The organism is Epilithonimonas arachidiradicis (genome assembly GCF_003610695.1).
Lineage (GTDB): Bacteria > Bacteroidota > Bacteroidia > Flavobacteriales > Weeksellaceae > Epilithonimonas > Epilithonimonas arachidiradicis.
The window spans coordinates 124,987-140,620 of the sequence record NZ_RAQH01000005.1 but is presented as its reverse complement, the minus strand read 5'-3'; the positions used below and the strand labels follow the sequence as shown (position 1 = coordinate 140,620).

General features: G+C 38.2%; 14 protein-coding genes. 9 read left to right on the top strand and 5 right to left on the bottom strand.

All coding sequences use genetic code 11. The features are described from left to right. Positions 1-55: 55 nt before the first annotated feature. The 3 genes from BXY58_RS09980 to BXY58_RS09970 all read right to left on the bottom strand — a co-directional run bounded on the left by BXY58_RS09980 (position 56) and on the right by BXY58_RS09970 (position 5,306). Positions 56-3,226 carry an efflux RND transporter permease subunit gene (locus tag BXY58_RS09980; RefSeq protein ID WP_120213718.1) on the bottom strand — a complete coding sequence of 1,057 codons (3,171 nt, stop codon included), beginning with the start codon at positions 3,224-3,226 and terminating at the stop codon, positions 56-58. 32 nt (positions 3,227-3,258) lie between these two features. Then, entirely contained in the window at positions 3,259-4,419 is a 1,161-nt protein-coding gene (locus tag BXY58_RS09975; protein WP_120213717.1) for an efflux RND transporter periplasmic adaptor subunit, read from the bottom strand. A gap of 290 nt (positions 4,420-4,709) precedes the next feature. Then, positions 4,710-5,306 carry a TetR/AcrR family transcriptional regulator gene (locus BXY58_RS09970; protein ID WP_120213716.1) on the bottom strand — a complete coding sequence of 199 codons (597 nt, stop codon included), beginning with the start codon at positions 5,304-5,306 and terminating at the stop codon, positions 4,710-4,712. A 172-nt stretch (positions 5,307-5,478) separates the two neighbouring features. Here BXY58_RS09970 and BXY58_RS16855 point away from each other — a divergent pair, with 172 nt between their 5' ends. The 4 genes from BXY58_RS16855 (at position 5,479) to BXY58_RS09950 (ending at position 9,709) form a co-directional block, all read left to right on the top strand. Continuing rightward, positions 5,479-5,724 (top strand): hypothetical protein, encoded by a 246-nt coding sequence (locus tag BXY58_RS16855; protein ID WP_147366831.1) that lies wholly within the window; start codon positions 5,479-5,481, stop codon positions 5,722-5,724. 176 nt (positions 5,725-5,900) lie between these two features. After that, entirely contained in the window at positions 5,901-8,045 is a 2,145-nt protein-coding gene (locus tag BXY58_RS09960; RefSeq protein ID WP_120213714.1) for a catalase, read from the top strand. Positions 8,046-8,055: 10 nt separating this feature from the next. Continuing rightward, the gene (locus BXY58_RS09955; protein WP_120213806.1) at positions 8,056-8,508 is read left to right on the top strand and encodes a low affinity iron permease family protein; all 453 of its coding nucleotides are present in this window, start codon (positions 8,056-8,058) and stop codon (positions 8,506-8,508) included. 34 nt (positions 8,509-8,542) lie between these two features. Further along, positions 8,543-9,709 (top strand): zinc-dependent alcohol dehydrogenase, encoded by a 1,167-nt coding sequence (locus BXY58_RS09950; RefSeq protein ID WP_120213805.1) that lies wholly within the window; start codon positions 8,543-8,545, stop codon positions 9,707-9,709. Between the two features lie 60 nt (positions 9,710-9,769). Here BXY58_RS09950 and BXY58_RS09945 read toward each other — a convergent pair whose 3' ends face one another. Continuing rightward, entirely contained in the window at positions 9,770-10,225 is a 456-nt protein-coding gene (locus tag BXY58_RS09945) for a PA2169 family four-helix-bundle protein (RefSeq protein WP_120213713.1), read from the bottom strand. Positions 10,226-10,626: 401 nt separating this feature from the next. On the opposite strand from BXY58_RS09945, the gene BXY58_RS17035 reads away from it, so the two are divergent. From BXY58_RS17035 to BXY58_RS09920, 4 genes are all read left to right on the top strand, one after another. Continuing rightward, on the top strand, positions 10,627-11,667 hold the full coding sequence (locus BXY58_RS17035) for a KGG domain-containing protein (RefSeq protein ID WP_229728423.1): 1,041 nt from the start codon (positions 10,627-10,629) through the stop codon (positions 11,665-11,667). Positions 11,668-11,748: 81 nt separating this feature from the next. Then, entirely contained in the window at positions 11,749-12,357 is a 609-nt protein-coding gene (locus tag BXY58_RS09930) for a YciE/YciF ferroxidase family protein (protein WP_120213710.1), read from the top strand. 88 nt (positions 12,358-12,445) lie between these two features. Continuing rightward, entirely contained in the window at positions 12,446-13,279 is an 834-nt protein-coding gene (locus BXY58_RS09925; RefSeq protein WP_120213709.1) for a cyanophycinase, read from the top strand. Between the two features lie 418 nt (positions 13,280-13,697). Beyond that, on the top strand, positions 13,698-14,294 hold the full coding sequence (locus BXY58_RS09920; RefSeq protein ID WP_120213708.1) for a Crp/Fnr family transcriptional regulator: 597 nt from the start codon (positions 13,698-13,700) through the stop codon (positions 14,292-14,294). A 13-nt stretch (positions 14,295-14,307) separates the two neighbouring features. Here BXY58_RS09920 and BXY58_RS09915 read toward each other — a convergent pair whose 3' ends face one another. Further along, positions 14,308-14,904: a Crp/Fnr family transcriptional regulator gene (locus BXY58_RS09915; protein WP_120213707.1), complete on the bottom strand. Its 597-nt coding sequence runs from the start codon at positions 14,902-14,904 to the stop codon at positions 14,308-14,310. A gap of 418 nt (positions 14,905-15,322) precedes the next feature. Between BXY58_RS09915 and BXY58_RS09910 the strand changes: the two genes are divergently transcribed. Continuing rightward, positions 15,323-15,628, top strand: coding sequence for a hypothetical protein (locus BXY58_RS09910; protein ID WP_120213706.1), 306 nt, complete (start codon positions 15,323-15,325; stop codon positions 15,626-15,628). The last annotated feature ends 6 nt before the right edge of the window (positions 15,629-15,634 follow it).

Genomic DNA, 15,634 nt, shown 5'->3' with positions numbered 1-15,634 from the left:
TTGTGCCTTATAAATAGAGGTTATGGAAAAAATCTTTGTGCCTTTGCGTTTAAATTTAAATTAAATTCAAAGCTGCTTTTTCTTTTTTCAGCTTGCGTTTCTTTTTGCTTGGCATTTGCTCGTGCAGATATTGAAAAATTACATACATCACCGGAATAATGAAAATCCCGAATACAACACCTGTAAACATTCCGCCAACCGTACTGATGCCAATAGAGTGGTTTCCTTTAGCCGCAGCTCCTTGCGTCCAAACCAATGGTAACATCCCAATAATGAAGGCAAAAGATGTCATCAGAATTGGTCTTAATCTTAATCTCGAAGCTTGTAAAGCCGATTCAATCAAGGTTTTGCCTGCTTTTCTTCTCTGAACTGCAAATTCTACAATCAAAATGGCATTTTTCGCCAATAATCCGACGAGCATTATCAATCCAACCTGAACATAAATATTATTGTCAATCCCTGCCAGTCCGGTAAAAGCAAACACTCCGAAAATCCCGGTAGGAACGGTTAAAATAACCGCAAATGGAAGAATGTAACTTTCGTATTGAGCCGCTAACAAAAAGTAAACAAACAAAATACTCAAAAGGAAAACGAAAGCCGTCTGTCCACCGGTCTTGATTTCTTCACGCGTGATTCCCGTCCATTCGTAGCCGTAACCTCTCGGTAAAGATTGTTTCGCCGTTTCTTCCACCGCTCTAATCGCATCACCTGTACTATAACCAGGTTTTGGTGTTCCATTAATTGTGACAGCGTTGAACAAGTTGTTTCTTGTAACCGTTTCCGGTCCGAAAGTTCTTTTCAAAGTCACCAACGTTTTGACAGGAACCATTTCGTTCTGATTATTTTTGACATAGATGCCATCCAAAGAATTCGTGTCAGTACGGTAAGGGATATCCGCCTGAGCCATCACTCTGTAATATTTTCCAAATCTGTTGAAATCCGAAACGAAACTACTTCCGTAATAGATCTGCATCGTCTGCATCAATTCTGTAATTGAAACACCTAACTGGTTGGCTTTATCGGTATCGACATCGATTGTATATTGAGGATTTCCTGCTGCGTACGTTGTGAAAGCAAAAGCAATCTCGGGACGTTTCATCAGTTCTCCGATGAAAGCCTGAGTTGTTGTTCCCAATTGTTCAAAAGAACCGTTGGTTTTATCCTGAAGCATAAACTCGAAACCAGAAACGTTACCAAATCCTTGAACCGTCGGGAAGTTGAAGAAGAATGCATTCGCATCTTTTACCTGAGACACTTTTCCTGTTAAAGCTGCTGCAATCTGGTCTGGGTCTTTCATATCGCCGCGGTCTTCATAATCTTTCAGTTTGATGAAACCTGCAGAGTAAGGCGAAGCATTCGCATTACTGATGAAATTCAGTCCGTCTGCTACCCAAAGGTGATTGGTCGCGCTTTCACCTTTTACAATTTTATCGATTTGTTCAGTCGCTTTGTGTGTTCTTTCTAATGAGCTTCCCGGCGGCGTGTTCACAGCATACAAAACAAAACCTTGGTCTTCAGTCGGGATAAAACCGGTTGGTGCTTTTTTGATCAGGAGAATACTCGCAGCGATAATGATTCCCAAACCACCAATTGCAACCCATTTATTCTTAATTAAAAACTTAAGACTATAAATGTATTTTCTGGTCATATTGTTGAACGCCACATTGAAAGCATTGAAAAATCTTGCTCCAAAACCTTTCTTAGGACCGTGTTCACCGTGCTCTCCCTGAGGGTCGTTCAGGAATAATGCGCACAAAGCTGGACTTAATGTCAATGCATTAACTGCAGAAATCATAATGGCAATCGCCAATGTGAAAGCAAATTGTCTATAGAAAACGCCTGCAGGACCTTGCATAAAACCAACCGGAATAAATACCGCACACATTACCAAAGTAATCGAAATAATGGCGCCTGAAATTTCTGACATTGAGCTCATTGTGGCTTGTTCCACAGGCATTCCTGTATGTTCCATTTTGGAATGGACGGCTTCTACAACGACGATTGCATCATCGACGACAATTCCAATGGCGAGAACCAATGCGAACAATGTCAACATATTGATACTGAATCCAAATAGCTGAAGGAAGAAGAATGTTCCGATAATCGCAACGGGAACTGCAATCGCCGGAATCAATGTCGAGCGGAAATCCTGAAGGAAAATAAATACAACAATGAAAACGAGAATAAATGCAATCACCAAAGTCTCAACAACCTGATGAATGGATGCATCCAAAAAGTCTTTGGAATTGTACATAATAATCGGTTTCACACCTTTTGGCAAAGTTGTTTTGAATTCCTCAACCTGTTTTTCGATTTCAGTTAAGATTTCGTTGGCATTAGAACCTGCAGTTTGTAAAATGGCGAAACCTGAAACCGGTTTTCCATCAACTCTGTTCGCTGCAGTGTAAGTGTAAGAACCAAATTCTACTCTGGCTACGTCTTTCAATCTTAGGAAAGAGCCGTCGTTATTGGCTTTTATGGCAATATTTTCGTAATCCTCATTCTTGCTGAGTTTACCTTTATATTTTAAAATATATTCGTAAGTTTCTTTACTTCCTTGTCCAAGACGACCTGGCGCTGCTTCAAGATTGTGGTCTTTAACAGCATTCAGAACTTCCTGAGGCGAAAGATTGTTAGCCGCCAGACGGTCTGGTTTCAGCCAAAGTCTCATCGAATAATCCCGCGTTCCGAAAACCTGCGCCTGCGCAACTCCCGGAATACGCTGCAACTGCGGGATGATATTAATTTTCATATAGTTCTGCAGGAATAATTCATCATATTCTTTCGGATCTTCACTATATAATCCCATAAACATAATGAAACTGTTCTGAACTTTCTGAGTAGAGATTCCCGCCTGAACAACTTCTTGTGGAAGCTGACTCATCGCTTTGGAAACGCGATTCTGAACATTCACAGCAGCATTGTCCGCATCTGAACCTTGCTTGAAAAATACGCTCAAGGTCATCGTTCCGTCGTTACTGGAATTGGATGTCATATAGGTCATATTTTCAACACCATTCACTGCTTCCTCAATAGGAACAGCAACAGAACGTGCTACAACTTCGGCGTTTGCACCCGGATAAAATGCCGTTACCTGGACACTTGGTGGTGCAATATCAGGAAACAAGGTGATCGGCAGATTGAACACCGACAATGCTCCCAACAGCAATAATATAATGGAGATGACCGTTGAAAGGACCGGTCTTTCTATAAATTGTTTTAACATACTAGTTTAATTTTTAATCTTCTGAATAATTTTTACAAAGGATTGGCTTTCAATAAGCTATCAGAAGAGATCGTTTTTGGTTTGATAAGCGCACCGTCTTTCAAGTTTCCGATGCCGGTGAATACGATTTTTTCACCTTTATTCAATCCTTCGGAAATAAAGTAATAGTGTTCTGTCTTGCCGGAGATTTTCACAGGTTTTCCAGTCACTTTGTTATCTTTTCCAAGAACATAGACGTAAGTTTTATCCTGAATTTCGAAAGTAGATTCTTGTGGAATTACAACTGCATCTGATAATAATTGCGGCATACGGACACGACCTGTATTGCCGGTTCTCAAAGTTCCGTTTGGATTCGGGAATACGGCACGAACGCTGATGGCTCCGGTTGTTTTATCGAATTGTCCGTCAATGATGCTCATTTTTCCTTTTTCAGAATAATTGCTACCATCTGCGATAACCAAATCGACCGCCGGCATATTCTTCAATTTTTCTTCAAGCGTTGCGCCTGCATATTTCTTTTGGAACGCAATGAAATCCAGTTCACTCAGTGAAAAATAAGCGTAGATCTGGCTGATGTCCGATAACAAAGTCAAAGGCGTAGGGTCGGTTCTGGAAATCAGGCTTCCTTTTTTATAAGGAATCCTTCCTATGTAACCACTCACAGGTGCTGTGATCGTAGTAAATCCAACATTGATTTTACTTCCGCCCAAAGATGCTTTTGCCTGAGCGGCTGCTGCAACGGCTGCTGCATAATTGGCTTTTGCCGTTTTCAGTTGTACATCAGAAACGACTTTGTCAGCAACCAAAGGCTGAAGTCTGTCTACTTCTACTTTTGCTTTTTGAATATTGGCATTGGCAGCCTGAAGGTTAGCAGAAGCCATATTCATCTGTTCGCCGTAAACTCGCGGATCAATTTTGAATAACGGCTGTCCGGCTCTTACAAAAGAACCTTCTTCAACATAGATCTTATCCAGATAACCATCCACTTGTGAACGGATTTCTACATTGTTTTTACCTTCCAGAGAAGTTGGGAATTCCTGGTAAGTCGTAGCAGGTGAGGTAATAACGGTATAAACAGGAAGTTCAGGCGTTGGGAAAGCCATTGCCGTATTATCTGCCGCTTTTGTACAACTTTGTAAAAAGATAATACTCGAGATCAGTACAATAAGTTTAGAATTGTTAGTTATTTTCATTTCAAGTTTTTAAGTGTGTTAATTTTAAGTAATAGTGCAATAGAATTGAATATTGTTAATTTATCTAACATTGTTAGTTTTAAAATCAAAAATATTAGCATTTGAGTTTACATTGTTTCCATATTTTAAAAGTTATTATATGATTAATTAATTCTCTGAACCGTGTTCTTTTTTCTAACAGCGTTAATGTAAACAAACAATTATATCAGAAATTCTTTGTTTTATATTAAATTATAATTAATACTGTGTTAATATTCCTAACAGTGTTAATTTAAAATTTAAAAAAAAATTTACAACGATTTGATATAAGCAGCAACAGTCTCATCAAGTGTTGTCTTATTCATCGTAGAAGGGATATCATCATTACGCATCATCATAATTGAGATCAAGCCGTGAACCGCTGAAAACAAAGCGTGTGAGGAATGACAGGCATTATCAGGGTTGGAACCTTTTTTTATGATAATGTCATAGGTACAGTCAAACAACAATTCCTGAAATGATGAGAATTCTTCCTTCATCAATCCTTTTCCGCTGCATTGCATTCCCAGTCCGAACATCAGCTGATAATACTCTTTATTCTTAAAAGCAAAATTCCAGTAAGCATCAACGATGGCAACCAATTGTTCCTCTGGTGTGTCGTGTTTCTTCTGAGCTTTTAGCAGTTCTATGTGTAATTTATGAAACCCATTCAGAGAGATCTCGAAGAGAATAGCTTCTTTGTTTTCGAAATAATCATAAACCACAGGCGCACTGTATTCTATGGCATCGGCAATCTTTCTGATGGAAAGAGAGGCCCAACCTTCTGTTTTAGCCAAAGAGAAAGCCGCATCCAAGATATTGGCGCGTATCGATTCTTTTTCTCTTTGTCGGCGTTCGTGTACTCCCATTTTAGTTTTCCTAACAGCGTTAGCAAAATTATAAACTTTTTGGTTTAAGTTCCAAATAAAATTTAAAATTAATTTTTCTAAAATGTAAATTATCGCTTATGACTCAGATCATAAACCATCCATAATCTTCTGTCTAACTTTGAGAATACCAAATACCAAAAAATAAATTATTATGAAAAAATTATTCTTAATCTTCGCTACGGGATTGCTGTTTAGTTGTAACAGCAATAAGTCTTCTGAAACTTCAGAGTCGGTATCACCGGACAGTACGTCTATGGATACACAACCTTCTTCATCTACGAACGGCGGAACGTCTATAGATAGTGCAGCTGCTTCGTCCAATAATGCTACAGGTACAACATCTTCTCGAACAGATAGTGCTTCTACATCCAATCGAGATTCGGTGAGAGTACGCTAAGTGTACTGATTACTTTAGTTTTTGCATACGTCGTTTGAGAGGTATGTGAACTTTTTTTAAATAAATTTTTCCTATTTATTGATATCAGGGTTCTAATCTTGGTATCAATTGTTTTCTACCGATCTCCTAAATTATTTGGGACAAGGAAAAATATACCCATTACCAAAATTTACAATATGAAAAACGATAAAAATTTTAAAAATATAAAACTGGACCAGCTTCAAAATCATACAACGGATAATACTGATGAAAAACTCACGACCAACCAAGGTCTGAAAATCAACAACAATCAGGATTCTCTCAAAGCTGGAGAGAGAGGACCTAGCTTATTGGAAGATTTTATTCTGAGAGAAAAAATTACGCATTTTGACCACGAAAGGATTCCGGAAAGAATTGTCCATGCCAGAGGCTCCGGCGCACATGGTGTTTTCAAACTAAATCAAAGTCTGGAAAAATATACCAAAGCCAAATTCCTGACAGAAGTTGGAAAAGAAACGCCAGTTTTTGTAAGATTTTCCACAGTTGCGGGATTTAGAGGCAGTACAGATCTGGCTAGAGATGTGAGAGGATTTGCGGTTAAATTTTACACTGAGGAAGGTAATTATGATTTAGTTGCGAATAATATGCCTGTGTTTTTTATTCAGGATGCGATTAAGTTTCCGGATCTTGTTCACGCAGTTAAGCCCGAACCTGATAACGAAATACCTCAGGCTGCTTCTGCTCACGATACTTTTTGGGATTTCATTTCATTGATGCCGGAAAGCATGCATATGATTATGTGGTTGATGAGTGACAGAGCCATCCCGAGAAGTTACCGAATGATGGAAGGTTTCGGCGTTCATTCTTTCAAATTTATCAATAGCGAAGGCGATTCTCATTTTGTTAAGTTTCATTTCAAACCGAAGTTAGGCGTTCATTCCGTTGCTTGGGACGAAGCCACGAAAATTTCAGGTAAAGATCCGGATTTCCACCGGCGGGATCTTTGGGAAGCAATTGAAAATGGTGCTTTTCCGGAGTGGGATTTTGGTGTACAATTGATTCCTGAAGAGAATGAGCATGATTTCGATTTTGACCTTCTCGACCCAACTAAAATTGTTCCTGAAGAATTAGTCCCCGTCCAACTCATCGGAACATTGACTTTGAATAAAAATCCGGATAACTTCTTTGCTGAAACGGAACAAGTGGCTTTCCATCCGGGACATTTGGTTCCGGGAATCGACTTCAGTAATGATCCACTATTACAAGGTCGATTATTTTCTTATACCGATACGCAGCTATCAAGATTAGGTTCACCAAATTTCCATGAAATCCCCATTAACAGATCTATCAATACAGTTCATAATAACCAGCGAGATGGACATATGCGTCAGCAAATTGCTAAAGGTAAAGTCAGCTACGAACCGAATTCCATCGGTGGCGGATGTCCTTTCCAGGCGATGATGAAAGAAGGCGGATTTGTATCGCAGGCAGAACGTGTGGACGGAAACAAAGTCCGTGCGAGAAGCCAAAGTTTCGTAGATCATTATTCTCAAGCCAAATTATTTTACAACAGTCAATCGGAGCCGGAAAAAATTCATCTTCAAAATGCATTGATCTTTGAATTGTCCAAAGTGACGATTCCAGCCATCAGAGAAAGATTGGTTGGTCAGTTATTATTCATTAACAAAGATTTAGCTTCAACTGTTGCTAAGAAAGTTGGTGTTGATGTGATTAGGCTAAAACAACCGAACGCCAGTATCCCCGCGGATGCCGATCCGAAAACTTTACAGAGCAAGGAAAGAGAACCGAACGTTCCAAGTTCCGAAGCTTTGAGTATGGCTAATACTATTAAAGATACCATTAAAAGCAGAATTATCGGTTTTATTATGGAGCAAGGCGTGAATGGAAAAGAAGTGAGCCAATTGCAATCCAAACTGGAAAAAGAAGGAGCAATGGTGCAGGTTATTTCCGGAAGTCTTGCGCCTGTAAAAGCAGATGACGGAACGGTTTACGAGCCAAAGCATACTTTGACCAACACAGCCAGTGTTTGCTTCGATGCTTTGTATCTCTGTGGTGGAAAAGAGTCAGCTAAAAATCTGCTAAATCCGGAGAATAAAGCCGGGACATTACTTTTTGTGAATGAGGCTTACAAACATTGCAAAGCTATTTATTTCGGTTCTGATACAGATCAGATTTATATCGAAAGTAATATCAGTCTGAAACAGCACGAAGATTCTGCCATTATTCATGCTACGGAAAAAAATAACGATAATCTCTTTATAAAAGCTGTTGCCAATCACAGAGTCTGGGAATTTGAACAGCAAAGAAATAATCCTGCATAATGGAAATGCTATGGAGCAGAAGAAAAATAAATTTGAATGGCTTGCGGATAAAGTAACGCAATGGTCAGGCAGTTCCTACGCTTTCGGCTTTGCATCCGGAATGATAGTAGTCTGGTTGATCTGCGGACCTATTTTCAAGTATTCGGATACGTGGCAATTGGTCATCAATACCAGTACTACAATCATTACTTTTCTGATGGTTTTTGTAATTCAGAAGTCTCAAAACAAAGATTCCAAAGCCATTCAATTAAAATTAAATGAACTGATTGCAGCCAGCAAAGAAGCGAGCAACAGACTTGTAGATGTGGAAGATATGGATGAAGAAGATATTGATACGCTGCATACATTTTATGAGAAAATCTCTTCTGAGTATGAGAATGATGAAGATATTCATACATCCCATTCAATAGATCGTGCCGAAGAAAATATCGAAGGAAAGAAGTCTAAAAGGAAAACACAATGAAACCATTACACCAACCAATCAAAATATTAAAGTTATGAAAGCAGCAGTTTTCCATATGCCGGGTAAGATTACCTGCGACACAGTAGATGATCCCATTATCGAGGATCCCAATGATATTATTCTTAAGGTGACTTCCACAGCCATTTGTGGTAGCGATCTCCATATGTATTCCGGAGGAATGCCTCAGCTCAAACCAATGGTTATGGGGCATGAATTTATGGGAATTGTGGAAGAAGTCGGAGCTAATATTTCCCATCTTCAAAGAGGAGATAGAGTCGTTGTTCCATTCCCGATTGCCTGTGGCGGCTGTTATTTTTGCCAGCACAATCTTCCGTCGGCTTGTGAAAACAGCAATCCTGATCATTACGGACCAGAAGGTGGAATATTAACAGAAAAAGGCGGTGGAATGTTCGGTTATACAGATTTGTATGGCGGTTACAGTGGCGGACAGGCACAATATGTTCGTGTGCCTTATGCTAATTTTGGTCCCCGAAAAGTTCCCGATATTTTAACCGATGAACAGGTTCTTTTCCTGACCGATATTTTCCCAACAGGCTATACCGGCGTAATGTGGGGCGAATTGAAGGGCGGCGAATCTGTTGCAATTTTTGGTGCGGGACCAGTTGGGTCTATGGCGGTGAAAAGTGCTATTCTGCACAATGCAGGAAAAGTGATTGTAATTGATACTCTGCAATACAGACTGGACCAAATCAAAAAACTGACAGGCTGCGAAACCATTCTTTGGGAAGATGCAGAACAAACTGTGGAGCAAATTCGGGATTTGACAGAAGGCAGAGGTGCCGATCTTTGTATCGATGCGGTCGGGTTTGAGCCTGAAAGAAATTTATTGGATAAAGCTAAAGCCGTTCTCAATTTCGAAAAAGGTTCCATTAAAGTTCTGGAAGCTTGTATGAGCGGCGTGCGCCGTGGCGGAACTGTTTCTATTCTGGGAGTTTACCCTGTTAATTATGACAATTTTGCTGTAGGTCAGATTTTCGATAAAGGAATTACTCTGAAAGCCGGTCAATCACCGGTTCACGCTATTGTTGACAAGCTTCTGAAATATGTAGAAACCGGACAGGTAAAACTAGACGATATCATCACGCACAGACTTTCTCTGGACGACGTTGCAAAAGGTTATGAAATCTTTCATAAGAAAGAAGACAATTGCGTTAAAGTTGTGTTGGATCCTTGGAAATAATTTACATCTAATAAAACAGGAGACCTCAAAAGTCTCCTGTTTTTTATTGAGATATCTCTATTATTTTTTAAGTTCCAATTTTCCTTTGAACTCGTGGGAAGAATCTTTGATTTTTTTCAATTGTTCGGATACTACTTCTTTACTTGCTTCATCTAATTCTCCAGTATCAAGTGCTTCCTGATATGCTTGTATGGCAGCATTTTCACCAAACAAAACATTTTCTAAGGTAGAAGATTCCAGACTACTAAGTAAGACAGAATTTTTAATATCAATCCACGCTCTGTGAATCGTTCCTGCTACCGATGCAGAATCATCCGGTTTTCCGCCTCGTTCGATAATCAGGTTCATCAGCTCATTTTTGAAAACTTTTGTTTGGGAGGTCATATGCTCATAATCGTCCTGCAGATCGTGATTCATTTCCCATATTTTGCCTTCTACTTTTTCAAAACCTTCCAGCCTGTCATTGGTAATGTGAAGAAGGTCATTCAGTACTTCAATTGTCTTTTGATTTTCCATTTTAATATTGATTTAGTATAAAGTGAAACTTACAAGAATAATGCCTTTGATTTAACATAATATTTTTAATGAAAATGAAATTAAATTTTTTAATGGAATGTTAAAAATGAAATTTATTATGTTAAATGTTGGATTAATTAATTTAAATCTAAATGGTTTTTATTTTTTATTTAATTAATTGATTTATAGATAACTAATTCTATTGTTGTAAGTTAATTATTAACCTTTGAAAATTTAAAAATTTAAAACAGAACTAACATATATGACTCAAATCATATGCTGACCAATGTCATAGTGTTTAGCTTTGGATTACCACTTTTCACAAACAAAGTTGCTGTTCTAAATACTAGTCACGGATCAGCAATTTTATCACTAAATATTAATATAAAAAATTCAAAGTTATGAACACTAGAAATTCAAACAGCCGTTCAAACAATTCGTCCAATTCTTCAAACGATGCAAGATCAGTTTTCGAAGAAATTTATCAACTAGGTTACGACCACGGTTTCAACGATGCCTCGGAAGATGAGGATTATGATGATGATTTCTCAGACTATGAGGACGAATATGACGATTACGAAATATCGAATTATGATGGTGACGATGAAGAAGATTATGATGATGAGGAATATGACGACGACGAAGACTATGATGATGAGGAATATGACGACGACGAAGATTATGATGATGAAGAATATGAGGATGATGACGACGACGAAGATGGTCGTGGCGGATCACGAGGCGGAAGAGGCAATCAGCAGCGTGACAGCCAGGGAAGATTTACATCCGGTGGAGGACGTTCTGGCGGATCGCAAGGTTCCAGAGGTGGATCACGCTCTGGTTCACGGGGCGGCAATTCCGGTTCAGGAAGCGGAACATCCAGAAGAGGATTTGCGTCTATGAGTAAATCAGAACGTACAAGAATTGCAAGAATGGGCGGTGAAGCGTCTCACGGTGGCGGCAGATCATCAGGCTCAGGAAGGTCGGGTTCTGGTTCTTCCAATTCAGGTCGAGGTGGTAACTCAGGCTCTGGTCGAGGAAGATCCAGTTCTGGAAGATCAGGCGGGAACTCCGGGTCAGGAAACGGAACGTCCAGAAGAGGATTTGCGTCTATGAGCAAAGCAGAACGTACAAGAATCGCAAGAATGGGTGGCGAAGCGTCTCACGGTGGAGGCAGATCTTCCGGCTCAGGAAGATCGGGTTCTGGTTCTTCCAATTCAGGTCGAGGCGGTAACTCCGGATCCAATTCTGGAAGATCAGGCGGAAACTCTGGTTCTGGAAGCGGAACATCCAGAAGAGGATTTGCATCTATGAGCAAAGCAGAACGTACACGAATCGCAAGAATGGGAGGTGAAGCGTCTCACGGTGGTGGACGATCTTCTGGCTCAGGAAGATCAGGATCTGGCAGATCTGGTTTCGGAGGTAGAAGAAATAATTCTTAATTTTTAATCTTCACTTCATTATAGGCTTGATTACCTCTCTTGGGAGGTAATCATTTTTAAACTTATTAAAAATAAATCATTATGGCTACCAAAACAGAAAATAATACAAGCTCTACAGTTAAAAAAGATATTGTAGAAAATCTAACGCAAACACCCTTACAATCTCAGTACAAAGATAAAGATCAAAGTATGGCAGATTCGCCTTTGCACAAGCTTTTTGTAGATGCTTTGAAAGATATCTATTACGCAGAAAATGCAATTGTGGACGCTTTGGAAAAGATGGAAGCAGCCGCTACAACCGAAGAACTGAAAGATGCCTTTGAAGATCATCAGCTCCAAACCAAAAAACACGTCAGCCGATTGGAAAAAGTATTCAAGCTCATTGGTGAACAACCGGAGAAAAAAGAATGCAAAGCTATTGTAGGCATCATCAAAGAAGGTGAAGAGATTATCAAATCTACAGAAGAAGGATCTATGACCCGGGATGTAGGACTGATTATCGCTGCACAAAAAGTGGAACATTATGAGATCGCAACTTATGGCGGTCTTGTTCAGTTGGCAATTACAATGGGACACGACAAAGCTGCCGATCTCCTGGAAAGAACTTTACAGGAAGAAGAAGATACCGATTTGTTATTGACAGATATTGCAGAGTCTTCTATCAATATCAACGCGGAGCAGGAAGATTAATTTTAAATTTTACAATGTTGAGCCATACAGAGTCATTTTTGTATGGCTTTTTATATCTAAAAATTTTGTGAATTAAAATCAATTAAAAATGACACCAAAAGGCAGATTAATAATTATTGGCGGCAAAGAGGACAAAAGCGAAACCGATTCTGAAATGGAAGATGTTAATCAAGGTTTTATATCAAAGGAAATACTTAAACTGATTGCAGAATCCAAAGATGACCGCATCGAGGTCATTACAACGGCTACGTCTGATCCGGATGATATGGAAAAAACATATACGGATACTTTTAAAGGGCTAGGATACAGTAACTTTGGATTTCTCTACATCACCGGAAAAACCAATAAAGAAAGCTTACAAAGAATTGAGGATGCCAAAACGATATTCTTCTCGGGTGGTGATCAGTCAAAAATATGTGATGTTTTCAGAAATTCTGAAATTATTGAACGGATCCATAAAAGATATTTATTTGAAAAAGATTTCACAATTGCCGGTACGAGCGCTGGAGCAATGTGCATGTCATCGGTTATGATTGCTGATGCGATTAATGGAGAAGCGATTGTCGGTTACGATCTGAAACTGGATAAAGGTCTCGGTTTTCTGAATTGCATTATTGATACACATTTTGTTCATCGTGGTCGTTTCGGAAGGTTGGCTCATGCTGCGATTTTGCATCCCGAACTTTTAGGGATTGGCCTGGGAGAAGATACTTCTTTGGTGATTGAACAGGGTAAAGTCGCTACTTGTAAAGGTTCGGGAATGGTAATTATCATCAATTCCAAACATATCAAACAAACCAATGTTGAAACGGTTAAAAAAGGTTGCCCGGTTTATGCGGAGAATCTTGTGATTGATATTTTGACAGAAGATTGTAAGATCAATTTGGAAACGGGTGAGATTGATGTTTCTGAAAATCTATAATCATTATTATCACATTTTAAAGCAAAACAGTTTATTATTATCAAGTTTCATTACTTTTGACTTTTCTTACAAATTTGATACGGGAAATATTCCTTTATTTTATATTAATCATTTCAATATGACTCAGGTCATAAAGTCGTATCGAAGTTCTGTATAATTTTGAGGTCAATATTAAAAATAGACTATGAAATCTTTGTTTTTTTACAGAAGTTTTACTTTGGTTGAGGGCTAATCTTCAACATTCATTAATTACAATTTTAATCACTGTCATTTATTACTCAAAACGTATAAGTTTTAAGTGTGAATTGATGCGTGAATTGGATATGAGCCGAGTGGAAATTCATCAGGAATAAGGATCGATTAAAAGTGATTTTTGAAGGGTAAAAACTTTTAAAATCATAAGAGAGTTACTGTAAATATGGTTATAGAAGAATTTATTATAAAATCGTTAGGCGCAAAAGTTAAGGAGTATAATATCGGAGATGTTATTTTTTCAGAAGGTGGAACTCCTCTTTATTATTATCAGATTATAGAAGGCGATGTAAAGCTTAATAATTATAATGAAGACGGAAAAGAGATGATACAGAGTATCTTGACAAAAGGACAGAGTATCGGGGAATTTTTGCTTTTTATGAACAAGCCATATCCTGCTAATGCCATTGCTTTATCGCCTTGTAGAATCCTGATTTTATCCAGGTCCAAGTTTCTTCTGATGCTAGAAAAATACCCGGAAACACGTATGGACCTCATACAAAGTCTATCGGATTCTATGTATTTTAAATTTGTGATGGGACAGATTTTTTCTACTCAAAATCCGGCAACAAAACTGAAAGCTCTCATGGATTATCTCAAAAGTTTCGAAACCGATATGACGCCTTTCTCTTTTCAGATCCCGTTGACCAGACAACAGATGGCAAGTCTCACCGGGTTGCGGGTCGAGACAACCATTAGAACCTTAAAACTCATGGAAAAAGAAAATATCGTAAAAATCCGTAACCGCAAGATTTTGTATTAATATTCATTTATCATTAATAAAAGATTTTCCCCTGGATGATCCTGACTTCACCTTGTTTCTCAAGCTTTTTTATCGTCCGGATAACAGTTTCTACGCGCAAACCTGTCAATGATGCTAATTGCTGCCGGGTTAACGGAATCTCAAAAGAAAAAGGATTTTGATCCGGACAGAAGCTTTTATGGTAATCAAATACGCCTTTTAATCTGACATCGGGATGTAATGATGAATTGTTCTCCAGCATTATAAATTTGTAATAAAGTCTTTCTGATAAGAAAGCATTGATGTCTCTCGATATTTTGGGATGGTCGTCCAAGAGCTTCTTAAATTGTGCCTTATGAAGCTTAATAATTATGCAGGCTTCAAAAACAATAGCATTCACAGGGTAAGTTTTATCAATGAAAAGTAACAGTTCACAAACGCTGAGACCAGCATGTAAAATAGCCAGAATCAATTCTTTGCCATCTTCGTTATAATGATTGAGCTTGATTCTTCCGGAAATGATCTGATAATAAAACTTTGGGATATCTCCTTCTCGGAAAATGATGTCACCTGCATCGTGATGCTCAATTTTTGCGCCGTAGGATAACAGCAGGTCTTTTGAAATTAACATAGAATCGATTTTTAATTAAATAAGTATCAGAACACATCGGTTATCCAATTGTTCCCGCTTAGAAATCTAAAGTGAATATTTAAATCTCCATTTAGATCGCTATATGAATAATCTGGAAAATTGATTTTATTAAAGTACGCTCTTATTTTTTTAATAGCATTATGATTCAGATCATATCCAGATAGTGATGACATTGCTTAGCTTTGAGTTATCACATCACAAAAACTGCAGATTGATCACCAAACGATCTGCAATAATCACTAAATATTAATATAAAAAGTCAACATTATGAACATCAAGAATTCAATTCGAAGGAGTTTCACGAGTAATTCTAACTACCATTTCATTTTTGAATAAGCTTATCTCCAGTTGCGATCATTTTAAGAAACTGTATTGCTAATCCGATAAGATATCGATTATGGATGTTGAAAAAATAACGACGATTTTGCTCGAAAATGACTTTGTGAAGATCAGTAACAAAAGTCGAAAATTTGAACAAGGCTCAATAATATATTCTAAAAAAATTGAGGATAATCTTTTTTTGCTATTCGTTATTCTGAAGGATAAAAAACCGAAAGATATCCATGCCTTTATTGCAAGGTTTGATCGCTTCGAAAGCATTGGGGTAGAGGAACCCGGTGAAATAATGTTCTATCTTCTGATTTCTACGAATGAGGATTTTCATTATTTCGAAAAATACCTCACCGTTTCTAATTTGGGATAATAATCT

Excerpts from the sequence above, each read along its gene's own strand:
- BXY58_RS09980 (WP_120213718.1), bottom strand. The coding sequence starts at position 3,226 with ATGTTAAAACAATTTATAGAAAGACCGGTCCTTTCAACGGTCATCTCC.
- BXY58_RS09975 (WP_120213717.1), bottom strand. The coding sequence starts at position 4,419 with ATGAAAATAACTAACAATTCTAAACTTATTGTACTGATCTCGAGTATT.
- BXY58_RS09970 (WP_120213716.1), bottom strand. The coding sequence starts at position 5,306 with ATGGGAGTACACGAACGCCGACAAAGAGAAAAAGAATCGATACGCGCC.
- BXY58_RS16855 (WP_147366831.1), top strand. The coding sequence starts at position 5,479 with ATGAAAAAATTATTCTTAATCTTCGCTACGGGATTGCTGTTTAGTTGT.
- BXY58_RS09960 (WP_120213714.1), top strand. The coding sequence starts at position 5,901 with ATGAAAAACGATAAAAATTTTAAAAATATAAAACTGGACCAGCTTCAA.
- BXY58_RS09955 (WP_120213806.1), top strand. The coding sequence starts at position 8,056 with ATGGAGCAGAAGAAAAATAAATTTGAATGGCTTGCGGATAAAGTAACG.
- BXY58_RS09950 (WP_120213805.1), top strand. The coding sequence starts at position 8,543 with ATGAAAGCAGCAGTTTTCCATATGCCGGGTAAGATTACCTGCGACACA.
- BXY58_RS09945 (WP_120213713.1), bottom strand. The coding sequence starts at position 10,225 with ATGGAAAATCAAAAGACAATTGAAGTACTGAATGACCTTCTTCACATT.
- BXY58_RS17035 (WP_229728423.1), top strand. The coding sequence starts at position 10,627 with ATGAACACTAGAAATTCAAACAGCCGTTCAAACAATTCGTCCAATTCT.
- BXY58_RS09930 (WP_120213710.1), top strand. The coding sequence starts at position 11,749 with ATGGCTACCAAAACAGAAAATAATACAAGCTCTACAGTTAAAAAAGAT.
- BXY58_RS09925 (WP_120213709.1), top strand. The coding sequence starts at position 12,446 with ATGACACCAAAAGGCAGATTAATAATTATTGGCGGCAAAGAGGACAAA.
- BXY58_RS09920 (WP_120213708.1), top strand. The coding sequence starts at position 13,698 with ATGGTTATAGAAGAATTTATTATAAAATCGTTAGGCGCAAAAGTTAAG.
- BXY58_RS09915 (WP_120213707.1), bottom strand. The coding sequence starts at position 14,904 with ATGTTAATTTCAAAAGACCTGCTGTTATCCTACGGCGCAAAAATTGAG.
- BXY58_RS09910 (WP_120213706.1), top strand. The coding sequence starts at position 15,323 with ATGGATGTTGAAAAAATAACGACGATTTTGCTCGAAAATGACTTTGTG.